At 37.0% G+C, this 22,774-nt stretch carries 15 protein-coding genes and 3 tRNA genes; 10 read left to right on the top strand and 8 right to left on the bottom strand.

The genetic code is table 11. The features are described from left to right. Positions 1–55 precede the first annotated feature (55 nt). Together J2X31_RS11460 and J2X31_RS11455 are read left to right on the top strand one after the other, a co-directional pair. Entirely contained in the window at positions 56–442 is a 387-nt protein-coding gene (locus J2X31_RS11460; protein WP_310026858.1) for an RNA-binding S4 domain-containing protein, read from the top strand. A 45-nt stretch (positions 443–487) separates the two neighbouring features. After that, positions 488–985, top strand: coding sequence for a phosphoribosyltransferase domain-containing protein (locus J2X31_RS11455; protein ID WP_310026857.1), 498 nt, complete (start codon positions 488–490; stop codon positions 983–985). Here the strand turns inward: J2X31_RS11455 and J2X31_RS11450 are convergent. Next, positions 977–1,495, bottom strand: a complete 519-nt coding sequence (locus J2X31_RS11450) for a shikimate kinase (RefSeq protein ID WP_310026856.1) — start codon at positions 1,493–1,495, stop codon at positions 977–979. The genes J2X31_RS11455 and J2X31_RS11450 overlap by 9 nt on opposite strands. A 127-nt stretch (positions 1,496–1,622) precedes the next feature. Between J2X31_RS11450 and J2X31_RS11445 the strand changes: the two genes are divergently transcribed. The 4 genes from J2X31_RS11445 (at position 1,623) to J2X31_RS11430 (ending at position 3,965) form a co-directional block, all read left to right on the top strand. After that, positions 1,623–1,695, top strand: a tRNA-Lys gene (locus J2X31_RS11445). A 40-nt stretch (positions 1,696–1,735) separates the two neighbouring features. Next, positions 1,736–1,808, top strand: a tRNA-Lys gene (locus J2X31_RS11440). A gap of 42 nt (positions 1,809–1,850) precedes the next feature. Continuing rightward, positions 1,851–1,933 (top strand) — tRNA-Leu (locus J2X31_RS11435). Between the two features lie 124 nt (positions 1,934–2,057). After that, a complete protein-coding gene (locus tag J2X31_RS11430; protein ID WP_310026855.1) occupies positions 2,058–3,965 on the top strand; it encodes a metallophosphoesterase in 1,908 nt (635 codons plus the stop codon). Between the two features lie 70 nt (positions 3,966–4,035). On the opposite strand, the gene J2X31_RS11425 is transcribed toward J2X31_RS11430, so the two are convergent. After that, positions 4,036–5,106 (bottom strand): phosphatidylinositol-specific phospholipase C1-like protein, encoded by a 1,071-nt coding sequence (locus J2X31_RS11425; protein WP_310026854.1) that lies wholly within the window; start codon positions 5,104–5,106, stop codon positions 4,036–4,038. A 244-nt stretch (positions 5,107–5,350) separates the two neighbouring features. Here J2X31_RS11425 and J2X31_RS11420 point away from each other — a divergent pair, with 244 nt between their 5' ends. From J2X31_RS11420 to J2X31_RS11405, 4 genes are all read left to right on the top strand, one after another. Beyond that, positions 5,351–5,878 (top strand): RNA polymerase sigma factor, encoded by a 528-nt coding sequence (locus J2X31_RS11420; RefSeq protein WP_310026852.1) that lies wholly within the window; start codon positions 5,351–5,353, stop codon positions 5,876–5,878. 83 nt (positions 5,879–5,961) lie between these two features. Then, entirely contained in the window at positions 5,962–6,876 is a 915-nt protein-coding gene (locus J2X31_RS11415; protein WP_310026851.1) for a FecR family protein, read from the top strand. Positions 6,877–6,944: 68 nt separating this feature from the next. Further along, entirely contained in the window at positions 6,945–10,220 is a 3,276-nt protein-coding gene (locus J2X31_RS11410; protein ID WP_310026850.1) for a SusC/RagA family TonB-linked outer membrane protein, read from the top strand. Between the two features lie 94 nt (positions 10,221–10,314). Continuing rightward, entirely contained in the window at positions 10,315–12,090 is a 1,776-nt protein-coding gene (locus J2X31_RS11405) for a RagB/SusD family nutrient uptake outer membrane protein (protein ID WP_310026849.1), read from the top strand. A 170-nt stretch (positions 12,091–12,260) separates the two neighbouring features. On the opposite strand, the gene J2X31_RS11400 is transcribed toward J2X31_RS11405, so the two are convergent. The 6 genes from J2X31_RS11400 to J2X31_RS11375 form a co-directional block, all read right to left on the bottom strand. Then, the gene (locus tag J2X31_RS11400) at positions 12,261–13,763 is read right to left on the bottom strand and encodes an alpha-glucosidase (protein ID WP_310026848.1); all 1,503 of its coding nucleotides are present in this window, start codon (positions 13,761–13,763) and stop codon (positions 12,261–12,263) included. Positions 13,764–13,891: 128 nt separating this feature from the next. After that, complete coding sequence (locus J2X31_RS11395) at positions 13,892–15,610, bottom strand: hypothetical protein (RefSeq protein WP_310026847.1); 1,719 nt, start codon at positions 15,608–15,610, stop codon at positions 13,892–13,894. Positions 15,611–15,628: 18 nt separating this feature from the next. Next, positions 15,629–16,924, bottom strand: coding sequence for an MFS transporter (locus tag J2X31_RS11390; RefSeq protein WP_310026846.1), 1,296 nt, complete (start codon positions 16,922–16,924; stop codon positions 15,629–15,631). A 5-nt stretch (positions 16,925–16,929) separates the two neighbouring features. Then, complete coding sequence (locus J2X31_RS11385; RefSeq protein WP_310026845.1) at positions 16,930–17,982, bottom strand: glycoside hydrolase family 130 protein; 1,053 nt, start codon at positions 17,980–17,982, stop codon at positions 16,930–16,932. 87 nt (positions 17,983–18,069) lie between these two features. Beyond that, positions 18,070–19,542: a RagB/SusD family nutrient uptake outer membrane protein gene (locus J2X31_RS11380; RefSeq protein WP_310026843.1), complete on the bottom strand. Its 1,473-nt coding sequence runs from the start codon at positions 19,540–19,542 to the stop codon at positions 18,070–18,072. A gap of 10 nt (positions 19,543–19,552) precedes the next feature. Continuing rightward, complete coding sequence (locus tag J2X31_RS11375; RefSeq protein WP_310026842.1) at positions 19,553–22,636, bottom strand: SusC/RagA family TonB-linked outer membrane protein; 3,084 nt, start codon at positions 22,634–22,636, stop codon at positions 19,553–19,555. Positions 22,637–22,774 lie beyond the last annotated feature (138 nt).

The following is a 22,774-nucleotide window of genomic DNA, read 5'->3' as shown; positions in this document are numbered from 1 at the left end:
GATACAATATTGATTTATTTTTGAACAAATAATTAACTACGTTTTTAGAAAAGATATGAGAATCGATAAATATTTATGGTGTGTTAGATATTACAAGACCCGAAACATGGTTACAGAGGCTTGCAAGAAGAATCACGTCACGGTAAACGGACAAGTTGCCAAGCCGTCAAAAGAAGTTTTTCCAACTGATAAAATTACGTTTAGAAAAGATCAGATTACCCAAATCATCACGGTTTTGGACATTCCGCCAAATCGTGTTGGAGCCAAATTGGTTGATATCTATCGAAAAGATGAAACACCGCCAGAAGTTTTTGCTCATTTAGAATTATTGAAATTATCAAAGGAACATTATCGAAAAACAGGCGAAGGAAGACCTACTAAAAAAGACCGTCGTGATCTTGAAGATTACAGCACCGATTTTTTAGAAGAGGATGAGGATTAAAACAATTAAAGAATTAAATTTACAGCATTTTCAAAAACCCTAATCATGAGCCAAAACATCATACTGAACAATCAGGAAATCGAACACAAAATTACCCGAATCGCCTATCAGATTTATGAAACTTTCGTAGACGAAGAAGTAATCGTAATTGCCGGAATAGCCCAAAATGGTTTCGTTTTTGCAAAAAAAATAGCATCAGCCTTAGAAAAGATTTCGACCCTGAAAGTATCGCTTTGCGAAGTTTTTATCGACAAGCAAAATCCAACTTTGCCCATCGCCACTTCTCTAAAAAAGGAAGACTATCAAAACAAAGGTCTGGTTTTGGTTGATGATGTATTGAATTCCGGAACAACTTTGGTTTATGGCGTCCGTCATTTTTTAGATGTTCCCTTAACTAAATTTAAGACAGCCGTTCTGGTAGATAGAAATCACAAAAAATACCCAGTGAAAGCGGATTTCAAAGGGATTTCGCTTTCAACATCTTTGCTGGAACATGTTCAGGTTGTTTTTGAAGATGGGAAAAATGTGGCTTTTTTAAGCTAATAAATCTTCCAATTCTTTCACGATTGTTGCAGTATCTTTTCCGTCAACTGATAATTTGATGGTTGCTTGATTGTAATAAAAAATCCTGTCAAAAAGGTGTTTTGCTATAAACTCTTTCATTTTCTCTTCCTCCATTTCCGAAAGAAGCGGTCTTTCAGATTTTGCATCTGATAAACGCTCAAAAAGAGTTTCAATCGATGCTTTAAGATAGATGGATGTTACTCCTTCCCCATTCAACAGCAAATGATTTTCTGCATAACATGGTGTTCCGCCTCCAAGGCTCAAAATCATACTTTCGTCATTCTTCATCAATTCTGAAAAAATTTGATGTTCTATTTTACGGAAATAAATTTCTCCCTTGGTTTCAAAAATTGTTTTCACCGATAAATTCAAACGTTCCTCGATGATTTTATCCAAATCCAAGACCTTTAAATTTATTTTTTCAGACAATAATTTTGCAATTGTGGTCTTGCCCGAACCCATATAACCCAATATTATTATTTTTCGCATCAGAATAAAACCTTATGAATTAAGGCATTAAGAGTAATTATTAAAAAAAGACAAATTTAAAGGAAAATTGCTTTGAAAAATAAATAATAACGCCTTATATTTGCACCCGCGTTCAAGAAAAGAAAATGACTCGATAGCTCAGTCGGTAGAGCACATCACTTTTAATGATGGGGTCCTGGGTTCGAGCCCCAGTCGGGTCACAAAATGACCAGTCATTTACAAAATTTTCTTGAAAGCATTGACTCGATAGCTCAGTCGGTAGAGCACATCACTTTTAATGATGGGGTCCTGGGTTCGAGCCCCAGTCGGGTCACAAATGTAGAGGCGTTGCAGTGCAACGTCTCTACTTATTTTAGGCCACGTGGAGAAACGGTAGACTTGCCATCTTGAGGGGGTGGTGCTCGAAAGGGCGTGTGGGTTCAAATCCCACCGTGGTCACAGAAATCCTAAATTACATATTTTGTAGTTTAGGATTTTTTATTTTAATCGCTTCCTACTTTCAACCATCACTTTTATTTAACCTTAACTTAAATTGGGTTCCTCATTTTTGTGAAAAAATAAAATGAGCCGATTTTCCCAAATATTACTATTGTTATTTACCTCTTTTTCGTTTTCTCAAAAAAATCAAAATCCAATAAAAAATGTTCAAATTGCCTTTCTGGCAGATGTTCATCTGCAAGATTTGTACGGCAATTTTGAAGACAACGATTACAAGGGAATTCTAAATCCGAAAAATGGAAAATTCACGCTTGCTCGAACGATGGAATCCCAATTGCATTCCACCAGAATCTTCAATGAAAACTACTTCGCCTTTCTAACAGCTTTGGATGACATTACAAATAGAGGCATCAAATATGTGGCATTGCCTGGCGATTACAGTGACGACGGTCAACCGATACACATTCGGGGTTTGCAGAAAATATTGAATCAATACACCGAAAAACACAACATCTCTTTTTTTATAACTACAGGAAACCACGATCCTGTGGGTCCATTTGCCCAAGAGGCTGGGAAAAATGATTTCTTGGGAGAAGGCGGAAAACCTCAACCTATTTATAGTAAAGTAAATTTATACAAAGCCAATCCTGAAAAAGAACTTCCTGTGGTTATAACAAAAGATATTGCCAAAATGGGCTATCTTGAAATTACAAATCATCTGAAAGATTTTGGTTTTTTTCCGAAAGAAAACTACTTGTTCTGGAGTTCTCCTTTTGCAACTTATTTACCTGAAAATTATAATTATCAAAAAGCAACACAGGAGGCCAAATTGGAGAACAGAAATTATGAAGTCGCTCCCGGATTTATCATTCCTGATGCAAGTTATTTGGTAGAACCTACAGAAGGTTTATGGCTTTTGGCAATAGACGGAAATGTCTATATTCCGAAAGAAAAGAACGACGAAAACCCTCAAAACTCTAAGAATTACAAAGGAGCCGACATTGGTTACAACAATGTATTTTCTCATAAAAAACACCTTATAGATTGGATCAAAAAAATTACGCTTGAAGCGAAAGCCAAAAACAGGACCCTAATTGCCTTCAGCCATTATCCGATGGTGGAGTTTAACGATGATGCTTCCGCAGAAATCAAAGCGTTGATGGGCAACGGAAAATGGCAACTGAACCGTGTTCCCGAAGAAGAAGTGGCCCAAACTTTTGCCGATGCAGGATTGAAGATTCATTTTGGAGGCCATATGCACATTAATGATACCGGATTACGAACAACACCTAACGGAAACTTCTTGGTCAACATTCAAACGCCTTCGTTGGCCGCTTACATTCCGGCTTATAAATTGCTGACGATTCAATCTCCAGAAAAAGTAACTGTCGAAACCATTACCATCAACGAAGTGCCTCAATTTGACGAACTTTTTGAACTTTATAAAATGGAATATGCCTTTTTGAAGCAACAAAATCCTGAAAACATTTGGGATTCTGAAATTCTGAAAACAAAAAATTACCACGCCTTTACCGATTGGCATCTGAAGGAATTGGTTAGACTTCGATTTTTACCTGAAGATTGGCCAGAATCGTTTAAAAATTTCATGCTGAATGTTTCAGGAGAAGATTTGCTACTATTGAGTACTATCGAAACCAATGCTTCATTTGAGACCATTCTAAAAAATAAAAAAGATTTCCAGGATGAATTCAAAAAAGCAAAGCAGAAAATCAAGAACCAAAATCTAAACCTCAACGAGTTTAAAAGTTGGTCGGGATTTGATATTATTTTAGATTTTTATAGAATCCGAAGTGCCGATGAAGTTGCCCTTCCAGACATTGGAAAAGAAAGAATCCAGAAATACCAAGAGCTTTATCAAGCTTTTATCAATAACAACACAACTAATGATGACCAAAATCGAGTATATCTCGGTTTGTTTTTGACCATCCTCCATAAGTTTTTAAATGGCGTTCCGGCTGATTATTTCAGTATCGATTTAAAAACGGGTGTAATTGAGAACTTGAAAAAATAATTCAATTTCAAAACAAAGACCTAACAGGTTTTGAAAACCTGTTAGGTCAACTAAAAGAATAACAACATTCTTATTTCTTCTTTCCGTTAACCGGATTTATTTTTTCATATTTCCCATCTTCAAATTGCACCTTATAAGTCGATTCAAAAAGAGCACTTGGCTGATAATAATCGGTTGAAATGATTTGAGCTCCTGATTTTTGTGCCAATTCAAAATGCCTGTAATCATTGTTTCGGGCTTGTTCCGTACTATTGTCGGCTCTTGTTCGGATGATATAACCTTTCTTTACTAAATCTGAAATCGTTGCATCTTCAGGATCGTTTCTAAACAGCACGGCTGCTTCAGGCGTTCCCGGTTCGGCATTTACAAAAACAATCCTATCTTTCAACGAAGGATGATCTTGCATGTACATTTCTTTCTTTTTCTTACTGTCATCCAAGACAAACAAAACTCTTCCTTTGGCTTTTTCCAAAGTTGGCCAATTATTTTTCAAAACGGCTTCTTCCAGCGTTTTGTATTTTCCTCTTACCATGTCAGGTGTAATCAACTTATCAGCACCCAAACCTTTCTTGATTTCTTCATCCACGGCATCAAATAAGGCTGGTGTAAACGGTTCTGGGGTAGTTCCAAATCGGTTGGTTTCGCCGTCTTTAGGTTCCAATGTAATAAAAATTGGCGTGTGGCCCGGATGAGCATCCGACCAGTTTTTTATTTCCTTCAGGCAATCCTGAAACGTCAAAGTCGAACTTCTAAAATCAATATCCAAAACATGAAATACTTTAAAACCTGGCTGTTTCATCTTTCCTTCCGGATCATAAGGAATATTCGATTGAACCAAATCCAAGCCTTTCGGATGGGCATATTGTCCGCCTTTTGTATCGGCATACACATCAATTTCGAGATTTCGAAGCCCAAGATTCAATTGATCGGTAATCGAGATATGTTCATACTGAAGGCTTTTCATTCCGTTTGATGGGTCTTTGCTTTGCAAGAAATCAAACAATTGAGGTTCAATCGCCATTTTATAACTGTTGTGGGAACCAATCACTTGAAGCTGGTTGAGACGTAGATTATCTTGGGCTTTCGCCTGAAAAAATAATGAAGCTGACAGCAAAAAAGCCATCTTTAAATTTGATTTCATATAAAATATACTTTTTGATAAGGGATTTAGGGAACTTTCAGAACGTGAAATCTAGAAATCTCACAAATGCAAAATTAGATTCCAAAGGTTAAGTACAGGTTAGCACAAAACGAATAAATAGAATACTTTCTATTAATTTTTTGATTCATTTGATATCATAAATTAATTAAAAAATAACTTTCAGGAAAAACACAATCAGGATACATTTCATTATTTCGCACCTTACCCTACCCCGATTTTTGAAATGGATACTACAGAGAATTTTGAAAAGATATATGCTGCATATTGGGAAAAACTAAATGCCTTTTCATTTAAAATAACCCAAGACCAACATCTTGCACAAAACGTAGTGCAGGACGTGTTTATCGACCTTTGGGAACGACGAAAAAAAATTGACATTTCATCGGTAGAAAATTATCTTTTTAGAGCCGTAAAAAATCAAATCTTCAAAAATTATCGGGACGAGAAATTTGACAAAACTATTTTAGAAGATCATTTTGAGCATTATCTGATTGACAATTTTTCAAGTTTTGACACTGAAATATCCGACAAGCTTCACCTCCTTTTGAATTCACTTCCTGAAAAAAGAAGAGAAATAATCCTGATGCACAAAATTCAGGAAATGAACATTGATGAAATTGCGTTAGAACTTTCGATCTCAAAACAAACTGTAAAAAACCAAATCTCCATGGGTTTGAAGCAGTTACGGATCGGACTCAAAAACCTAAACTGGATGCTGGTTTTACTCTTGTTTTTGAGTATATTTTTATAATAACTTTCGGTTAACAATCTCATAATAATTCCGGATAGTACGATTTTGGAATCTTGGTACTTATAGTTGAACAATAAGTATGGATGGTAAAAAAATTGAAACACAATCTGGAAAGTCTCCTTGAAAAAAGCGAGCAAAAGAAAACCTCTAATTCCGAAGAGCAACTGCTGAATGATTTTATGCAATCAGCCTACGAGAAATCGGAATGGGTTGAAGCAATGGGAGAAAAAAATCAGGCTTCGGAGAAAATATACACTTCTATCCAAAAGCACATCAACAAGAAAAAAGTGTTGCCACTTTATTTTAGATATGCTGTTGCAGCAAGTATCGCCTTATTATTTGGTCTGGGCTACTTTTTAAGCGATGGTTCTCCCGAAATGGTCACATTCAAAACAGCTCAATTATCAGATTCCATCCAACTTGAAGATGGCTCAATAATTTATCTGGCCGCCAATTCGGTTTTTGAATATCCTGAAACCTTCGACAAGGAAGAAAGAGCTGTAAAACTCCTGAAAGGAAATGCCTTTTTTGAAGTAACCAAAGATCCCGAACATCCTTTCATCATTACATCTGGAGCGGTAAAAACAAAAGTATTGGGAACTTCTTTCCATATCCAATTATCGAAAGCAAAATGCAACGTGATGGTTGTAACCGGAAAAGTAAATGTTTCTTCCAAAAACCAAAGCATCGATTTGTTGCCAAATGAAGAAGTATCACTTATAGCTGGAAATTTATTCAAGGAAAAATCAGAAACCACATCAATTTCAAGCTTTTATAAAGAAAATACCGAGTTGAATAATGTTTCCCTGAAAGAAGTATTCAAACTTTTGGAATACAAATACGGCATCAATATGAAGGTGAAAAACAAAAGTGTTCTGGACACCCGACTTACACTTTTTATCGAACGAAAAGCTTCCTTGGAAAGCATTTTAAACCAAATAAATTACATCACCAACTTAAAATTCAAACTATATGAGGATACCGTAACCGTGAATTAAAAAAGCCGCAGTTGCTACGAACAACTACGGCCGAAAATTAAGCATCGTATAAATCAATAACTTAAATTATGAATTTAAAATTTACATCGTTCAAACTAAAAAATGCATTGTTTTTAGTTGCAACATTAATGTCCATCAACACGGCTTTTTCTAAAGAAATTGCCAATGATTCTCCAAAAGTAAAAATTATTTCAGAAAAAGCAACTTTAGTGAGCATTTTTTCAGAATTAAGCAAACAAACCAATTACAAATTCAGTTATGGCGAAGCTGTAATTAAGGACCAAACCAGTTACTCCATCAATTACAAAAACAATCAATTGGAGCAGGTTTTGCAAGATTTGTCGCAGAAAGCCCATTTCAGCTACAGCATCAGCAATAAATTGGTGTTGATCAAAAAAACGGAAAATGTAAAAAACGTAATTATTCAACAAACCGTAAAAGGTAAGGTTGTTGACGAAAATGGAGTGCCGCTTCCAGGTGCTTCGGTAGTTGAAGCTGGAACTTCAAATGCCGTAATCACAAACTTCGATGGGGAATTTGAAATTACGGTAGCCCAAGGGAAAACTTTGGAAATTACATATATGGGATATAAAACCAAAACAATCATTGTTGAAGGCAATAATTTGAACATCAAATTAGAATCTGATGCTTCAGAATTGAACGAAGTCATGGTGGTTGGATATGGAAAACAATCCAAATCGGATGTTACAGGAGCAGTTTCCCAAATCAGTGAAGCGAATTTCAGACAAGGTGTAAATGTTTCTGCCGATAACTTGCTTCAAGGAAAAGTTGCCGGTGTTCGAGTAGTGAGTACAAGCGGAGAACCTGGAGCTGGAGTGAATGTAACGATTCGTGGAGTAGGATCGATCCGAAGCGGAAGTACGCCTTTGTTTGTTGTAGATGGTGTTCCGTTATCGAATGATGGTGTAAGTCCTGGAGGAACGAATGTTGGTTTTGGTGCTACGGCTGCAAAAAACCCGTTGAATTTCCTTAACACAAGCGATATCGAATCGATTACGGTTTTGAAAGATGCATCTGCTTCAGCTATTTATGGAGCCAGAGGTTCGAATGGTGTTGTAATCATCACCACTAAAAAAGGTTCAAAAGGTGACGCTACTTTTACAGTTGACAGCTATTTGGGATTTTCAACTGTTACTAAAAAACTAGACGTTCTTTCGGCAAGCGAATACAGGAACGCCATCATCGATCCTGCTTTTGACCATGGTGGAAATACCGATTGGCAAGATGTGATCTTTAGAACGGCGGTTACCAAAAACAATTCGATGGCTTTTGCCAAGCAAACGGATTCGGGTAACTATTATGTTTCCTTGGCCAATATGGAACAAGAAGGTATCGTGAACGAAAGTAATTTTTCGCGTACTTCAGGTAGAATCAATGCCGCTGAATCGTTCCTGGACAACAAACGCTTGAAAGTGAAAGTGAATCTTACGGCAAGTGAAACCATCGATAAAGGAGTTCCTACTAGTGATGATGGAGGTTCAAACGGACAGTTGATCATCCATACTTTGATGGCAAATCCAACGCGATCGGTTTTTGATGAAAACGGAGAATACACCAATTTCAACATGAATGCCCATTACAATCCGGCTTATTTGTTGAGTATTTATGACGATGAAACTAGAACCATCAGGGTTTTAGGGAACTTGGAAACATCGTTCAGGATTGTGGACGGATTGGAATACAAATTAAACTTTGGCTATGACCGATCGATGGCCGAAAGGAATACGACTATTTTCCGAAACCTTACCGATTTAAATCCTTCGGGGAAATATGTTCAGAACAATATGGAATCTAAAAATTCACTTATAGAACATTACCTGACGTATAATTTATTCGCCGAAAGGCACAAATTGGAAGTGCTTGGGGGTTTCTCTTATCAAAAATTTGAAAGATCGGGAACCAACTTTAGCATTGATGGAAATCCAGATCAAGAAGAAGTTGGGGTTTCGCCAGAACACAATCCAGGTATTTCAGGACGTCAGTCGGGAGTGTTTGGTTATGCTCAAGAAAATGAATTGCAATCCTATTTTGGAAGGGTAAATTATACTTTCGATGAAAAATACCTTCTAACCGCTTCGATGAGAGCCGATGGATCAACACGTTTTGGAGAAAACAACAAATACGGTTATTTCCCATCATTTGCAGTGGGATGGAATATTGCCAATGAAGGTTTTCTAAAGGAATCCAAAGCCATTCAGAGTTTGAAACTAAGAACGAGCTGGGGTCAAACGGGTAACCAAGAAGTTGACAACAAGCTTACAAAAGCGAGTTACTCACTATCTGGTGCAGATGGCTATTATCTTAACGATGATTTGGAATTGGTGAACGGAATTACGGTAAACAGAACGCCAAATCCTGATTTAAAATGGGAAGTTGTAACACAATACAACATTGGTTTGGATTTCAGTTTATGGAACGATAAACTTTTTGGAACTTTAGATTATTTCAACAAAACAACGACAGATGCTATTTTGCAAATTCCATCTCAAGTTTTGAGTCCAACCCCTACGATTTGGTTAAACATTGATGGCGAAATCGTAAACAAAGGTTTTGAGTTCATGTTGGGATCAAAAATCATCAACACACAGGATTTTTCTTGGACGGTTGATGTGAATGGAGCAACTTTAGACAATGAAATCAAAAACCTTCCTGTATCCGAAATTTTATCGGGAACCATTTCTGGACCAGGCCAATCAGGCGTTTTGGCCAACATCTACAAAAGTGGATATGCCGCAGGATCGTTCTATCTACTGGAACACATCGGGTTTGATGAAGAAGGTGGAAACATCTTCAAGGACAACAACGGAGATGGTGTTATCAGCAGCAGCGACCGTAAAATCATAGAAGGAGCTTTGCCAAAATTCACTTACGGCATCAACAGCCAGATGAACTATAAAAACTTTGATTTCTCGTTCTCAATCATAGGACAAACTGGAGGTTATTTGGTTAATAATACTGGGCTAAACGCCTTAAACATCAACAACCTTGCTTCGGACAGAAATGTTGCTTCGGATTATTACAACTCGGGAGCCAATCCTGCAAATGCACCTCAACTCTCAACATTGTTTTTAGAAAAATCTGATTTCATTAGATTGAACAGTGTTCGTTTGGGTTACAATTTCAATACCGATAATTTTAAATGGATGAAAGGATTGACGCTGTTTGTAACGGGACAGAACCTTCTAACAATAACCGATTATTCTGGTTTTGATCCTTTGATCAACAGTCCGAAATCGAGCGGTGGAAATCAATCAATAGGAATTGATTATTCAAGTTATCCAACATCAAAAACATTTCTTTTTGGTGCAACTTTAAAATTATAATACCTGAAAATCACCTGGAAGAATTTGGCTTCAAGCCAATAAAATTCAGCAAGAAGACATTTTAAAAATAAAAAATAAAATAAATTTCTTTATTATGAAACTAACACAATTATTCAATACTAAAAATGCAACTGTTGCATTTCTAGCCCTTCTATCCATCAGCTGTACTGATTTGGATGAAGTGATTCTGGATGAAGAACTTGGAGAAGCTGGTGCAAATCCCGCCGCCGCTTTGGCTGCCGCCTATGACCGATTGGGCGACAGAACGTTTGTAGATCACGGAGCTGTTTTTGCCTTGCAGGAATATACAAGCGATGTGGCTTTGTTGCCAACAAGAGGAAGCGACTGGGGAGATGGAGGAAAATGGCGTTCGATGCATGAGTTTTCTTGGACTTCGAACAATGCAATTGTAACCGATAACTGGAACTTGCTAACGAATGGAATCACTAAATCCTTAACAGCAATTAAATCTATAGATGAAAGCGATATTCCACAAAAAAATCTTTATTTGGCTGAAGCCAAAGGACTTTTGGCTTTCTATACTTTTACCACTTTGGACTTGTATGGTCAGGCTCCCTATCGCGATCCTTTGAATTTAAATGCTCCATTGGAAATACTTCAAGCCGATACAGCCATTGACAATTTGATTTTAGATGTAGAAGCCTTGTTGCCAGAACTTGCAGAACTAGGACAGCAATCTACACATGTGGGGCGTTTTACAAAAGAAGCCGCCTATGGTTTGTTGAGCAACATGTATTTGAACAGAGCTGTTTTCAAGGACCGCTATAATCCAACTTCAAGCTTCAATTTTAATGAAGCTGCCGTTAGTGGTTCTGGTTCTGATATGGACAGGGTTATTTATTACACTTCCCTTTTAATCAACTCTGGGAAATTCAACTTGGAAAGCAATTATTTCAAAAACTTTTCTCTTGATAATGCATCAAGTTCTGAAATGATTTTTGCTGTGGTTCAAAAAATCGATTACATCCGAAACGGCGATAATGATTTTGCCTATGTTTCGATGGAACGTAACCAGAGAGTTTCATCAGCCAACAGAGGAACGAATGCTTCTTGTATTTCGCCAGAATTTTATGCAAGCTGGAATGGAAATCACGACGATCCAAGATTTCACCGTTATGTTCAATACAGCGATGGAACCTGGTTCATGAACAATGCAACCACAACAAGCGTTCCTGCAACTGATATTGTTCCGGGAAGTGCCGGATTGCCTTGGTTTCACTTCAACTACGGAATTATGGCTGGTCCACAATACGGCCCAAAGCTAACATCTTCAGGAGCTTTTGAAATGACCGAAGACAACAGGATCAAGGTTTTCCCTTTGGTGATGGAAAAAAGCACGACAACGCCAATGGATTTCACCCCAGAATTAAACTTTGACAATCCAACTGTTGCTGTTTTTGCTCAAAATCAAATCAACAGAGGAGCCCGTGTTTTCAAATATGAATTTGATCCTGAAGAAGGAAATGGTTCAAGCAATGTAGATATTCCGTTGTTCAGGTTAGGTGGAATTTACACGATGAGAGCCGAAGCCTATTTCCGTAAAGGCGATATTGGCCTTGCTCTTGCAGATGTAAATGCCTTGAGAACCAGCAGAACTAGAGAAGCATTGTTCAACAATGTTCCGGGAACACCAATTGTTTCTTTGGATGCCGAAACATTATACAAAGAATTAGGTTTCGAGATGTATTGGGAAATGTACCGACGTCCTCAAATGATTCGCTTTGGAAAATATGAATTGCCTTTTTCTGCAAAACCGGTTTCGCAACCTTACAGAAGGATATTCCCAATTCCGCAAGAAACTATGGACGTCACGAAAGCATTTTCACAGAATTTCGGATACGAACTTTAATATCTGTCTAAAACTATAAATTCATTTTCAGTTTAGATAAAAATAGACACAAATTTCACTGATTTTCACAAATTCGTTCGTGACAATTAGTGGAATTTGTGTCTTCTTTTTTTAAAATATTTATGTTCAAACCGTAGAAATAATAATTAGTTTTTTTCTTTTTAGAAAATCTACTTCTTATAAATGATAAAGCTGTTGGTCTTGAGTTCTTTGTTTCCTAAAAGAATTTTAGCTTTTTTTGGAAGCTTTATTTTAACTGAATCTCCAAAGTTAACGATCACTGTGATGCTTTCGCCTTCAAAACTTCGAGTATAAAGGATTTGATTGTCTTTGTGTCCCAACCTGTCGTATTTTCCATACTGCAACACTTTTTCCTTATTTCGTAATGCAATCAATTCTTTGTAGTTGTAAAAGATGGATTTTTTGTCCTTTTTCAAATCTTCTACATTGTTTATCTTATAATCTTGACCAACTTTTATCCACGATTTTTCTATTGAAAATCCTGCAAAATTATTGTCATTCCATTGCATCGGACTTCGGGATTTGTCGCGGTTGTTTTTATTTCCCTCCAACAAAGCTTGTTCGGGTGTTTTTCCCTTTGATAATGCCAATTGATAGTGCGTTTTTCCTTGAATGTCCATCATTTCTTCAAGACTTTCGGCAAGAATGTTTTGCATTCCAATTTCTTCTCCATAATAAACAAACGGAACTCCTTTTGCCGTGAAAATTAGAGTTGCCAATGCCGTCGCCTTTTCAGGATTTCCATCGGCCAATCTATCAATCATTCGAGGCATGTCGTGGCTTCCGAAGAATAAAGTTGGATAATTGCTCATGTTTTTTTCCATGCTTTGCAACTCATTGAAAATCCTTTCGGATGAAAATATTGGAATGCTTCCGAAATTGAAATTAAAAACCACATCCAATAATTCTTCCGACTGATATTGTTTTAAGACCTCAATCTTGTCGCTTCCAATTTCGCCTACGATAAAACGATTTTCATAAGCATTAACTGTCGATTTGATTGTTTTCATCGCTTCCTTCACTCCAGATTGATCGATGTCATACAAATGTATTTGATTCTCATCTTTCATAGGATTATCTTTTGTAATTCCATCTGTCGTAAGGAAATTGATGACGTCTAGTCTGAAACCATCCACTCCAGCATCCAACCAAAATCGAAGCACTTTTTGAGCCTCATCAACGACTTTTGGGTTGGACCAATTGAGGTCGGCCATTTTTTTATCAAATTTATGATAGAAATATTGGTTGGTAGTTTCATCGAATTCCCAAGCTGTTCCACCAAAAAATGACTCCCAATTATTAGGTTTGTCTTTCCAGATATAATAATCGCGGTACGGATTGTCTTTTGATTTCTTGGCTTCCTGAAACCATTTGCAATCGGTGGAAGTATGATTTAAAACCATATCCATTATCACTTTGATGTCTCGTTTATGGGCTTCTTTTAGGAAAATATCGAAATCAGCTTTGTTCCCATAAGTGGGGTCAATTTCGTAATAATCGGCAACATCATAACCGTTGTCTACTTTTGGCGATTTCAGGAAAGGTGTCAGCCAAATTCCCTTGATTCCTAAATCCTGCAAATAATCCAATTTACTTGTGATGCCTTTAAAATCGCCATAACCATCGCCATTGCTATCTGCATAGCTTGGCATATAGATTTGATAGAAAACGGTTTCTTTCCACCATTTTTTTGAATTTTCAGCCTCTTGTGCAGTTGCGAAAAAACAAAAAGTTAAGCAGAAAGAAACCGTTATAATTTTGAATAATCTAGACAGAAGATTTATTTTTTAGGTTGAATGTTATAATCCACAACGATATTATCTACAAGCATTTTTGAACCTGAATGTGATATTTTGCCTTTAGCAGGAACCATCACAATTACTGCCGAAGATTTTCCATCCAATTTAATTTTTGATGAAGATGAAACATTTTTGGCTAAAAATTTTCCCGAAACCGTGTCATATAAATCGACTTTTTTTCCTTTTTCAAAAGTTACAGTAACCGTTCTATTTTCGTTATACGGATTATAATACAAATAAGATGGATAGGCTTTGTCGTTGAAGAAATCGGTTGCCAATAAATCCAATTGAAGGATTCCTTCAACATCTGTTTTTTTGATGATGCTTCCAAAAATCCCGACGTGACCACTTCCGTAAACACTCAATTGTGATTCTTTAGGATTTTGTCCCGGAACCCAAAGTGGTCCGTCGCCTTGAGCAACTGGAGCTGGAATATTTTCATTTTCAGGATAAAGCGATTTTTTGATAATTCCTTCATAAGCAATCACATTTTTTCCAACATGAGCCAATTCTGGAATTGTTTCGTGCTCGTCTGGCATGTGCTCTGGATAAAAGAATTTTGAAGCGTTTGCAGCGTTCAACATCCATTTTCCAATGGCATTTGCATAGGATTGATCATAGCGAACCATTGGCACCAAAGGCCAGGCGGCATCATAAGTATTCATCAAGAAACCATAGCCTCCGTTGTGAACCGTACTTCCAACAGTTCCCGAAATGTCATATCCGTTCCAATTTCCGACTAAAAAACCCCAACCTTCTCGGCAAATTGCGGTTCCGTCGAACGTCCAATCTAGCATTTTTGCCGTATCGTATGATTTTCCTTCTTCGGCATTGATTCTCGCAGCTAAATAAGCTCCAAACGGCATCAATAATTCATACGTTGGGTTTATCGGTTGTGCTTCTAAAGCCGAAAGTGCCGAAAGAGCTCCTTTCAAATATTTTTGATCGCCAAATTTTTTATATGCTGAATAAAGAATCCAAGCGTGTCCTGCTGCAGCATCGGGTTGAGCACAAATATTGTTTTTCATCGGTGTCATCTTCGCATAATCGAAATAGGAATAATCATAATTTCCGTTCAAGATTACATCGGCTTCGTAGAATTTATCGGCAATTTTTCGGGCTATTTCCTCGAATCCTGGTTCATTCGGATATAAGTCATAAACGGCATAAAACAACAAATTCGGATAGACATCATACCACCAATCACGGCCATATCCGCCACCTAGCAAGGCAACTTCCGGACAAGTATTGTTCATCATAATGTCCCAACCGGTTTCGCTGTTGAAATAGTTTTTCAGCATTGCCACATAATTGAGTTTGTCCTGATTGGTCTTGTCAATTCCAACCAAACTGGCTCCTAAAGTGGCTCCCATAGTTGCCAAAGCTTCATGGAACATTCCTTTGTTGGCTTCGCCTTGACGGACATCCCCCATTGCTGTATATAATCCGACAACATCCTGCGGGAAGTTCTTCTGACTTTTATCGATCCAGACCAATGGCCAGAGTTTTCCTTTGGCATCAAAATCAAAAACAGTTGCATCAAAATCTTTTGCAAGTTTGTTGTAATCGATAATTCCAAAAGGTTTTGGGACATCGGCCATTAAATCAACTCTCGGAATTGACTGTTGCTTTACTTGTGCAAAAACGGACAAGTTGACTGATAGAAAACAAATTATTGTGGCTTTAAAAAAAGTATTCATTCGTAATGGTTTTAATTTTTAAACGATGTTTGTGGCCGTTTCTTCGAGTGCTTTCGGATCAATTTTTTCGTCTTCATCTTCAGGAGCTAATTTATTTCCTTGAGCGATAATTTTCTTACTGATAAAAATCGAACACAGTTGAAGCAAAGCAATTATTCCGATGGCATATCGAAGTGCAAAATCCTCCGAAACAGCATAATATAAAACTAAAAAAGTTCCGGCTCCGAGAAGTCTTCCGAGATATAGACCTGCTTCGTGGTTCAAAATATACGTGAATTCTCCTCTTTTTTCAATTCTGGAAACAATGTCGATTACTTTCAATTGAATCGGAAAATAGGCCAAATCCATCAAAGGTTTTGCAATCAATAATAACAATAAAAAGATGATTACTCCGGTTTGATTGTATAAAAATCCGTTCAAGCAAGCTCCAACTGCAAAAAGAATTAATCCTACGGAAAACGTTTTGATTCGATCTTCAGGTTTAGAAAAACGTCCGATAAAATAGATGATGATTGCTGCTAGAATTGCACCTATTGATTGTGCTTTTCCGAGAGCTCCTTCTTCTCCTAAAAGTTTAAAAATCAGCATGGCTGGAGCGGTGACTAAAAATCCTTGTGCCAATCCCTTGAACATGGCCAATGATAATAACTTGTTCCAAAGCGGGTGAAATTTAAAGAAGATGTATTTTTTTTGAATCGGATTTTCAAATCTTCCCCTAAAACATACTATTGATGCAGCAATGGTGATTAAAAATACGATTCCTGTAATAATTAAATAGGCCGTATGCTTCTCTGTTTCACCTACTTTTGATTGAATGAACCAACCAATCGTGGCGGGAACAGCAATGGCAATAATGGTGTAGATGAACGTTTCTAAACCATAATAATAATTTCGGTTTTCGTCATTTGTAATGGACAATGCCAGATAATCGCGGTTGGACCAATATAATCCAAAAGAAAGTCCCATCGTGATTCCTGCAATGGCAATTCCGGTTAAATCCAAGGTTTTGAGCGACATCATGATGATCATTGAAACACCACTCAACATCATTCCAGTGGAATATAATTTTCGGATATTGAAGTGTTTTAGCAGAAAACCATTCAGTAAAAAAGTGAGCGGAATTCCTGTATAAATCGCCAATTGATAAATCACAACTTTCGAAGTGTCATTTGAATTCCTCATGATATAGGCTGCGACAAAAATGTCAATCACAGGCAAAACCAGAGCATAAACCAGATTTGTAAAAACCAGTATGCGAAAATTATGCGTCTGACTTTTAAAATGATCTACTTCGGATTTGAGTTTCTTTAGCATTGCATTTATTTTAAAAGTGAAAGAATTTCTTTGATTGAAAAGGTAGCACCACAAACAAATTCATCTGAAGCACCGTAATAAACCGTTACTGTATCACCATCAGGTTGAACGATATGGCCGTTTGTAAACACTACGTTTCCGAAGAAACCGCTTAGTTCGTATTCGGTTGTTGGAACCATAATTGGCTCTTCGGTTCTTGACAACACTTTTGTTGGATCCTCCAAATCTAAAAGAAAAGCTCCCAAACAGTATTGGTGGTTTTCGTTGGCACCGTGGTAAATTTCCAACCAGCCTTTTTCGGTTTTGATTGGAGCCGCTCCAGCACCAACGCGTTTTGAATCCCAATGACCTTTTCGGGTTCTGACAATGCAATGGTGATTTCCCCAATGAATTCCATCAGGCGAAGAGGCAATCCAGATATAATTTCCGCCAATATCCACACTGCTTGGTCGATGCAAGGCATAGAAAAGTCCGTTTATTTTTTCTTCAAAAATGGCACAGTCCTTATTATGGGCTGGAAAAATCATTCCGTGTTTTTCAAAGTTTTTCCAATCGGTTGTAGTTCTTAATCCCACTCCTACTCCATTATCTGAAACCGAAGTGAACGTTAAATAATATTTTCCATCTATTGTAGCCACACGGCAGTCTTCGATTCCGAAAGTTTCCAAAATTCCTTCTCCAACCAATGACGGATAATCTTCAGGTTCATAGAATTTAACGCCATCATCACTGCACAACAATCGAAGATGCGACAATGTGGTTAAATAATCGGTTCCTTTATAGTTGATGACTCTTGCATCGGTGGCAACCAATTCTGGATCATCTTTTTTGATTTCTATGATGGAAATGCTTCCTGTTTCGGTTAAAATAGGAAACGAAATTATATTCTCTTTTTGTGTTGGACGTTCGGCAACCCTAACAATTAGCCATGTTTTTCCTTGAAACTGAAAAGCTCCAGGATTAAGCAAACAGGTAATTTCCAAACCTTCTGTACTGGCAGGAATATCGTTGGGAGACAATAATGGATTTTCTACAAAGCGTTTTGCGATGTCTTTCATAATTCGGGATGGTATTGTAATTGTAAAAAAGAAAGGTTGACCCGGAACTAACTCAAACTAACTCTGAGCCAACCTTTTCTCTATTCTTTAGTAGTCATTTTGGGTTAATGTTCCAGCTGATGCATCAATTTCTGATTGCGGAATTGGATACAACATGTGCTTGTCCTGAAAGTTTTTTCCATGGGCTGTCATAACCTGTTTGGCAATTCCCCATCTTTTTAAGTCGAGTAACCTTTGGTTTTCAAACCCAAGTTCAACTCTTCTTTCAGAAATCAGCCATCCTTTAACTGTTGCAGGATCGTTTGAAGCTGGACGATCTGGCAAGGTTCCAGCAGGCGGAAGATCGCCTTCAGCATCGGTTGATGTTCTTGCTCTATTTCTAATTTGGTTGATAATAGCTATGGCTCCAGCGGTATCTCCAGTTTCTAAAAGTGCTTCGGCTTTCCAAAGAAGCACATCTGCAAAACGGATGTAAACTTTATTATTTGGAGCATCATCATTCCCTTTGTTTGCTCCATTGAGACTTCCTAACATTTTGTTTACGTTTTGATCTGCAACATTTACAGTAAGTGATTTTCTCGGATCATTTGGTTCGAATGCATTCAAGAAATCTTCGCTTGGTGCGAAAAATCCCCAACCAAGTGGTGCACAAATACCGTTTCCTCTTCTAGGAACTGCATTGGTTTGATGATCGAACGAAAAAATAACTTCGTTGTCATTGTATTCTGCTGTAAAATTTTGGAAATAGTGTGCATTCAAACTAAATCCTAATCCAGCAATTTGATCTACCAAAGGCGGAACTGCACTCCAATTTTCGTTATACAAATGTGATTTTGCCAAAAGTGCTAATGCAGCTCCTTTTGAAGCTCTCCATCTTTCTGTGTCAGAAGAATATTTTGAATTTGGCAATAAATCTTTGGCAAGAAGCAAATCAGACTGGATTTGTTCCCAAACTAGATTTTTGTCTTGTCTTACCGCAACTTCAAATGCTTCCTCAAAAGTTTTAACAGGTCTTAAAATCAAGGGAACATCTCCAAAATTGGTTATAAGAGAAAAGTAATAATAACTTCTGATAAAATAATTTTCACCAAGCAATTGATTCTTCCTTGCTTCAGAAATTCCTGTAATCGTTTCTATTTCTGGATTGGTTAGATGTTCAATTGCCGTGTTAGCTCTTTTGATACCTTCATAATTGTATTTCCATAATCCGTTTGGACCACCATTTTCTGAAGTAAAAGTGAAATTATTTATTTCATCGATCCACGGCTGATCACCATCTGGATTCCATTTCTTCTCCATATCATCCGAAGCGATGTCTTGCATGATGTAGTCGTTCTGAAAAACCAGACCACCAGGCCAGTTCCATTCTCCCATGATGTTTAATCGATTGGATAACAACTCATAAGAAGAACGCGTTAGGTTTTCGATTATAGTAATTGTTGGCGTATTATCTGCTTGTTCTTGCGTCTCTAAACCAACAGGAGTCAACTCAAGAACTTCTTCACAACTTGAAAAAGAAATAACTCCCAGTAACAACACTAATTTATAATATCTTTTCATAATCTTTTTTTTAAAGTTTTATTCTAGCTCCAAACATTACAGCCGCTGCTTGTGGATAGGTTCCCTGATCTTTCAAATTCGTTGATTCAGGATCTAAACCTGTATAGTCTGTCCAAGTAAGTAAATTTTGACCTGAAACATACACTCGGAGATTTGAAATTCCGGCAACCATGTTTTCATTAAAAGTATATCCGATTTCGATGTTTTTTAATCTTAAGTAAGATGCATCTTCTACAAAAATGCTTGAAATTCTGCTTCCTCCATTATCATTCTGTGTTACCCTTGGAATGGTATTGCTTGTTCCTTCTCCGTTCCAACTGTTTAAAACTGCTGTTGTTGAGTTGAATGGACGTCCATCATAATCTAGAATTTGTTTTAAATCGTTGTAACGATCAACATCTTCTACACCTTGGAATAAAAAAGAAAGATCAAAACGCTTGTAAGAAGCATTAAATGCTAAACCATACGTTATTTTTGGAATAGGATTACCGATAAACGTTCGGTCATCAGCATTTATTTCGCCATCACCGTTAAGATCCTTAAATCTTATATCTCCGGGTTGAGTTGTTCCTGGAGCTGTATACAAATGTGAATTGATTTCAGCTGTGTTTTGATAAATTCCATCAAATTGATACCCATAATATGCATTAATTGGCTGTCCGACAACAGTTCTTGTATTGGCAAATGTATTTTCTAAAAGTCTCACATTAGAATGAAGACCCGTAACTTCATTGGTTAAAGTAGCCATATTAGCATTGATGCCATATTTGAATTCGTTGTCATTGTTTTGGAAATTTACTGCAAATTCAAAACCTTCGTTTGTAACAGAACCAGCGTTTACGTAGCTAGGTAGTATATCTCCAACAGAAACACCTGGCAATCCTAAAGTCAATAAAATATCATCGGTTTCCTTTTTGAAATAATCCACAGAGAAGGAAAGTTTGTTTCTCAATATTCCCATATCAATACCAAAATTGGTTTGAGTAGTTGATTCCCATTTCAAATCTGGATTTCCGTATCGGATGACTTCAGTACCATTTATATTAGTAGTTACAAGAGTTTGGAACGCATCATTTGGAATTTCTTGGTTTCCATTTACACCCCAACTAGCACGGAATTTCAAATTTGAAAGCCAGCTTACATCTTGCATAAATTCTTCATTGGTAATGATCCAATTTCCTGCCAATGATGGAAAATATCCCCATTTATTGTTGGGCCCAAATTTTGATGAAGCATCAGCACGAATTGTGGCAGTTGCAAAATAGGTGTTTTTATAACCATAGGTTCCCGAAGCAAAGAGCGAAAACAAGCTTCCTCTAAGTTCATTTCCTGAACTATAAGGATAAGGAAAGCTATCACTTCCTAATCCACCATAATCTAAATAGCGAAAAGGATCTGATGTATTGTCAAAATTAGATCTTGCACCACCAATTGAGGCTTCTTTAGATTTTATTAATTCTGTACCTACTAAAACATTCAGACTGTGAGAATCGTTAAATGTTTTTACATAATTCAACGTATTGGACCATGTAAAGGTTATATTCTCACCTCTATTTTCATTCAAACTATTTGGACGATTGTTTCTTCCAAAACCGTAATAAATATCACTTGTATTAGCAATATTTGGATCTCCATAATTTTCTGCAAAAACTTTATTGTGCAAAAATTTAATGTCGGCTCCTAAATTGCTTCTGAACTTTAAAGATTTATCGCTCAAGATTGCATATTCAGCAAACACATTTCCAAAAGCTTGGAATGTATTCCTTTTGTCATCAGTAAAATGAACAATCGCCAACGGATTTGAACTGTATTCATAATCTGGACTCCATCCTCCATTTTGATCTGGCCCTGTATAAAAAGGTAAATCAGTATAAGGATCATTTATGGAATAGGTTGGATCATTTACATCTTTATATACACTTAAAACTGGCGGACGAATCAAAGCGTGTCTGATTACTCCAGGAGCATCTCCACTTGACGATAAACGGTCTTGAGTAATATAATTCAATTGTAAATTTGTTCCAACAGAAAAGCGATCAGAAAGATTAGAATTTACATTTGTTCTAAAATTTACACGTTTGTATTTGTCATTTTTCTCTGTTACAATTCCATCAATTCCGTAGTAACCTCCCGAAATCATATATTGTGTTTTTTCATTACCGCCACTTGCCGAAACTTGAAAACTAGTCGATAATCCTGTTGTGAAAAGCTCATCAAGCCAGTCCGTATCAGCAAAAACTCTTTCGCCTCTGTCACGAGTGTAAGGATTTGTAGCTCCTGGAACATTTTTTGTACTGTTGTTCCAAGCTCTTTCTTCCATATCCAAATATTGTGATGCATTCAGCATTTTTGGAAGATTGACTGCAAAATGAACTCCAGTAAAAACATCAACATCTAAAGTTGATTTACCTTCAGTTCCTTTTTTAGTTGTAATCAAAACTACACCTCCCGCGGCTCTAGAACCATAAATAGAGGCTGATGCTGCATCTTTTAATACCGTCATCGTTTTGATGTCCGATGGACTAAGAAATGTAATATCACGAGTTGGAACACCGTCAACTACATACAAGGCATTATTATTCCCTAAAGTCCCTTCCCCTCTAATCCTCAATTGAATTCCATCGCCTGGAGCACCTGTACTTGCTGCTACAAAAACACCGGCAACTTGTCCTTGAAGTGCTTGAGAAACATCGGCAACTCTAGTTTTTGAGAAGTTCTCCATATTCACTTCCGAAACTGCTCCAGAAATAGAGTTTCTTCGTTGCCCTACATATCCTGTAATTACAACTTCATCCAAGGTCTGTGAATCTTCTGCCAGAACAACGTTCAACGTAGTGCCTGTAACAATTTCTTCTTTTGAAACAAATCCTATATAAGTAAAAACCAGTACAGAACCCGGTGCCACATTGTTGATTGAATAATTTCCATCAAAATCTGTTGCTGTACCATTTGTGGTTCCTTTCACACTGACGTTTACCATTGGCAATGGACCGTTTGCATCAGAAACTGTTCCTGTTACCGTTTGTGCATACATAACACTTCCAGTCAATATTGTCCATATCAGAACAAGATTGTAAATAATTTTGTTTTTCATACCAATAATGCTGATTTGTTAATAATGTGTACCTTTTTTTTCATGTTAATAAAATTTTGGTTGAGTTAATTGTGATAATCGTTTTTTTAACCTTTAAAATGATTTCATAAATTTAGGTCAACGGCACAAAAAAGAGTG

It is taken from the genome of Flavobacterium arsenatis (assembly GCF_031456785.1).
Classification (GTDB): domain Bacteria; phylum Bacteroidota; class Bacteroidia; order Flavobacteriales; family Flavobacteriaceae; genus Flavobacterium; species Flavobacterium arsenatis.
Note: the sequence above shows the minus strand (reverse complement) of the source record. Positions and strands in the feature narration are given on the sequence as shown.

What these genes read in the sequence shown, in the direction of transcription:
- J2X31_RS11430 (WP_310026855.1), top strand. Translation starts at nt 2,058, where the DNA reads ATGAGCCGATTTTCCCAAATATTACTATTGTTATTTACCTCTTTTTCG.
- J2X31_RS11375 (WP_310026842.1), bottom strand. Translation starts at nt 22,636, where the DNA reads ATGAAAAACAAAATTATTTACAATCTTGTTCTGATATGGACAATATTG.
- J2X31_RS11450 (WP_310026856.1), bottom strand. Translation starts at nt 1,495, where the DNA reads ATGCGAAAAATAATAATATTGGGTTATATGGGTTCGGGCAAGACCACA.
- J2X31_RS11385 (WP_310026845.1), bottom strand. Translation starts at nt 17,982, where the DNA reads ATGAAAGACATCGCAAAACGCTTTGTAGAAAATCCATTATTGTCTCCC.
- J2X31_RS11390 (WP_310026846.1), bottom strand. Translation starts at nt 16,924, where the DNA reads ATGCTAAAGAAACTCAAATCCGAAGTAGATCATTTTAAAAGTCAGACG.
- J2X31_RS11420 (WP_310026852.1), top strand. Translation starts at nt 5,351, where the DNA reads ATGGATACTACAGAGAATTTTGAAAAGATATATGCTGCATATTGGGAA.
- J2X31_RS11460 (WP_310026858.1), top strand. Translation starts at nt 56, where the DNA reads ATGAGAATCGATAAATATTTATGGTGTGTTAGATATTACAAGACCCGA.
- J2X31_RS11395 (WP_310026847.1), bottom strand. Translation starts at nt 15,610, where the DNA reads ATGAATACTTTTTTTAAAGCCACAATAATTTGTTTTCTATCAGTCAAC.
- J2X31_RS11400 (WP_310026848.1), bottom strand. Translation starts at nt 13,763, where the DNA reads ATGCCAAGCTATGCAGATAGCAATGGCGATGGTTATGGCGATTTTAAA.
- J2X31_RS11415 (WP_310026851.1), top strand. Translation starts at nt 5,962, where the DNA reads ATGGTAAAAAAATTGAAACACAATCTGGAAAGTCTCCTTGAAAAAAGC.
- J2X31_RS11405 (WP_310026849.1), top strand. Translation starts at nt 10,315, where the DNA reads ATGAAACTAACACAATTATTCAATACTAAAAATGCAACTGTTGCATTT.
- J2X31_RS11455 (WP_310026857.1), top strand. Translation starts at nt 488, where the DNA reads ATGAGCCAAAACATCATACTGAACAATCAGGAAATCGAACACAAAATT.
- J2X31_RS11410 (WP_310026850.1), top strand. Translation starts at nt 6,945, where the DNA reads ATGAATTTAAAATTTACATCGTTCAAACTAAAAAATGCATTGTTTTTA.
- J2X31_RS11425 (WP_310026854.1), bottom strand. Translation starts at nt 5,106, where the DNA reads ATGAAATCAAATTTAAAGATGGCTTTTTTGCTGTCAGCTTCATTATTT.
- J2X31_RS11380 (WP_310026843.1), bottom strand. Translation starts at nt 19,542, where the DNA reads ATGAAAAGATATTATAAATTAGTGTTGTTACTGGGAGTTATTTCTTTT.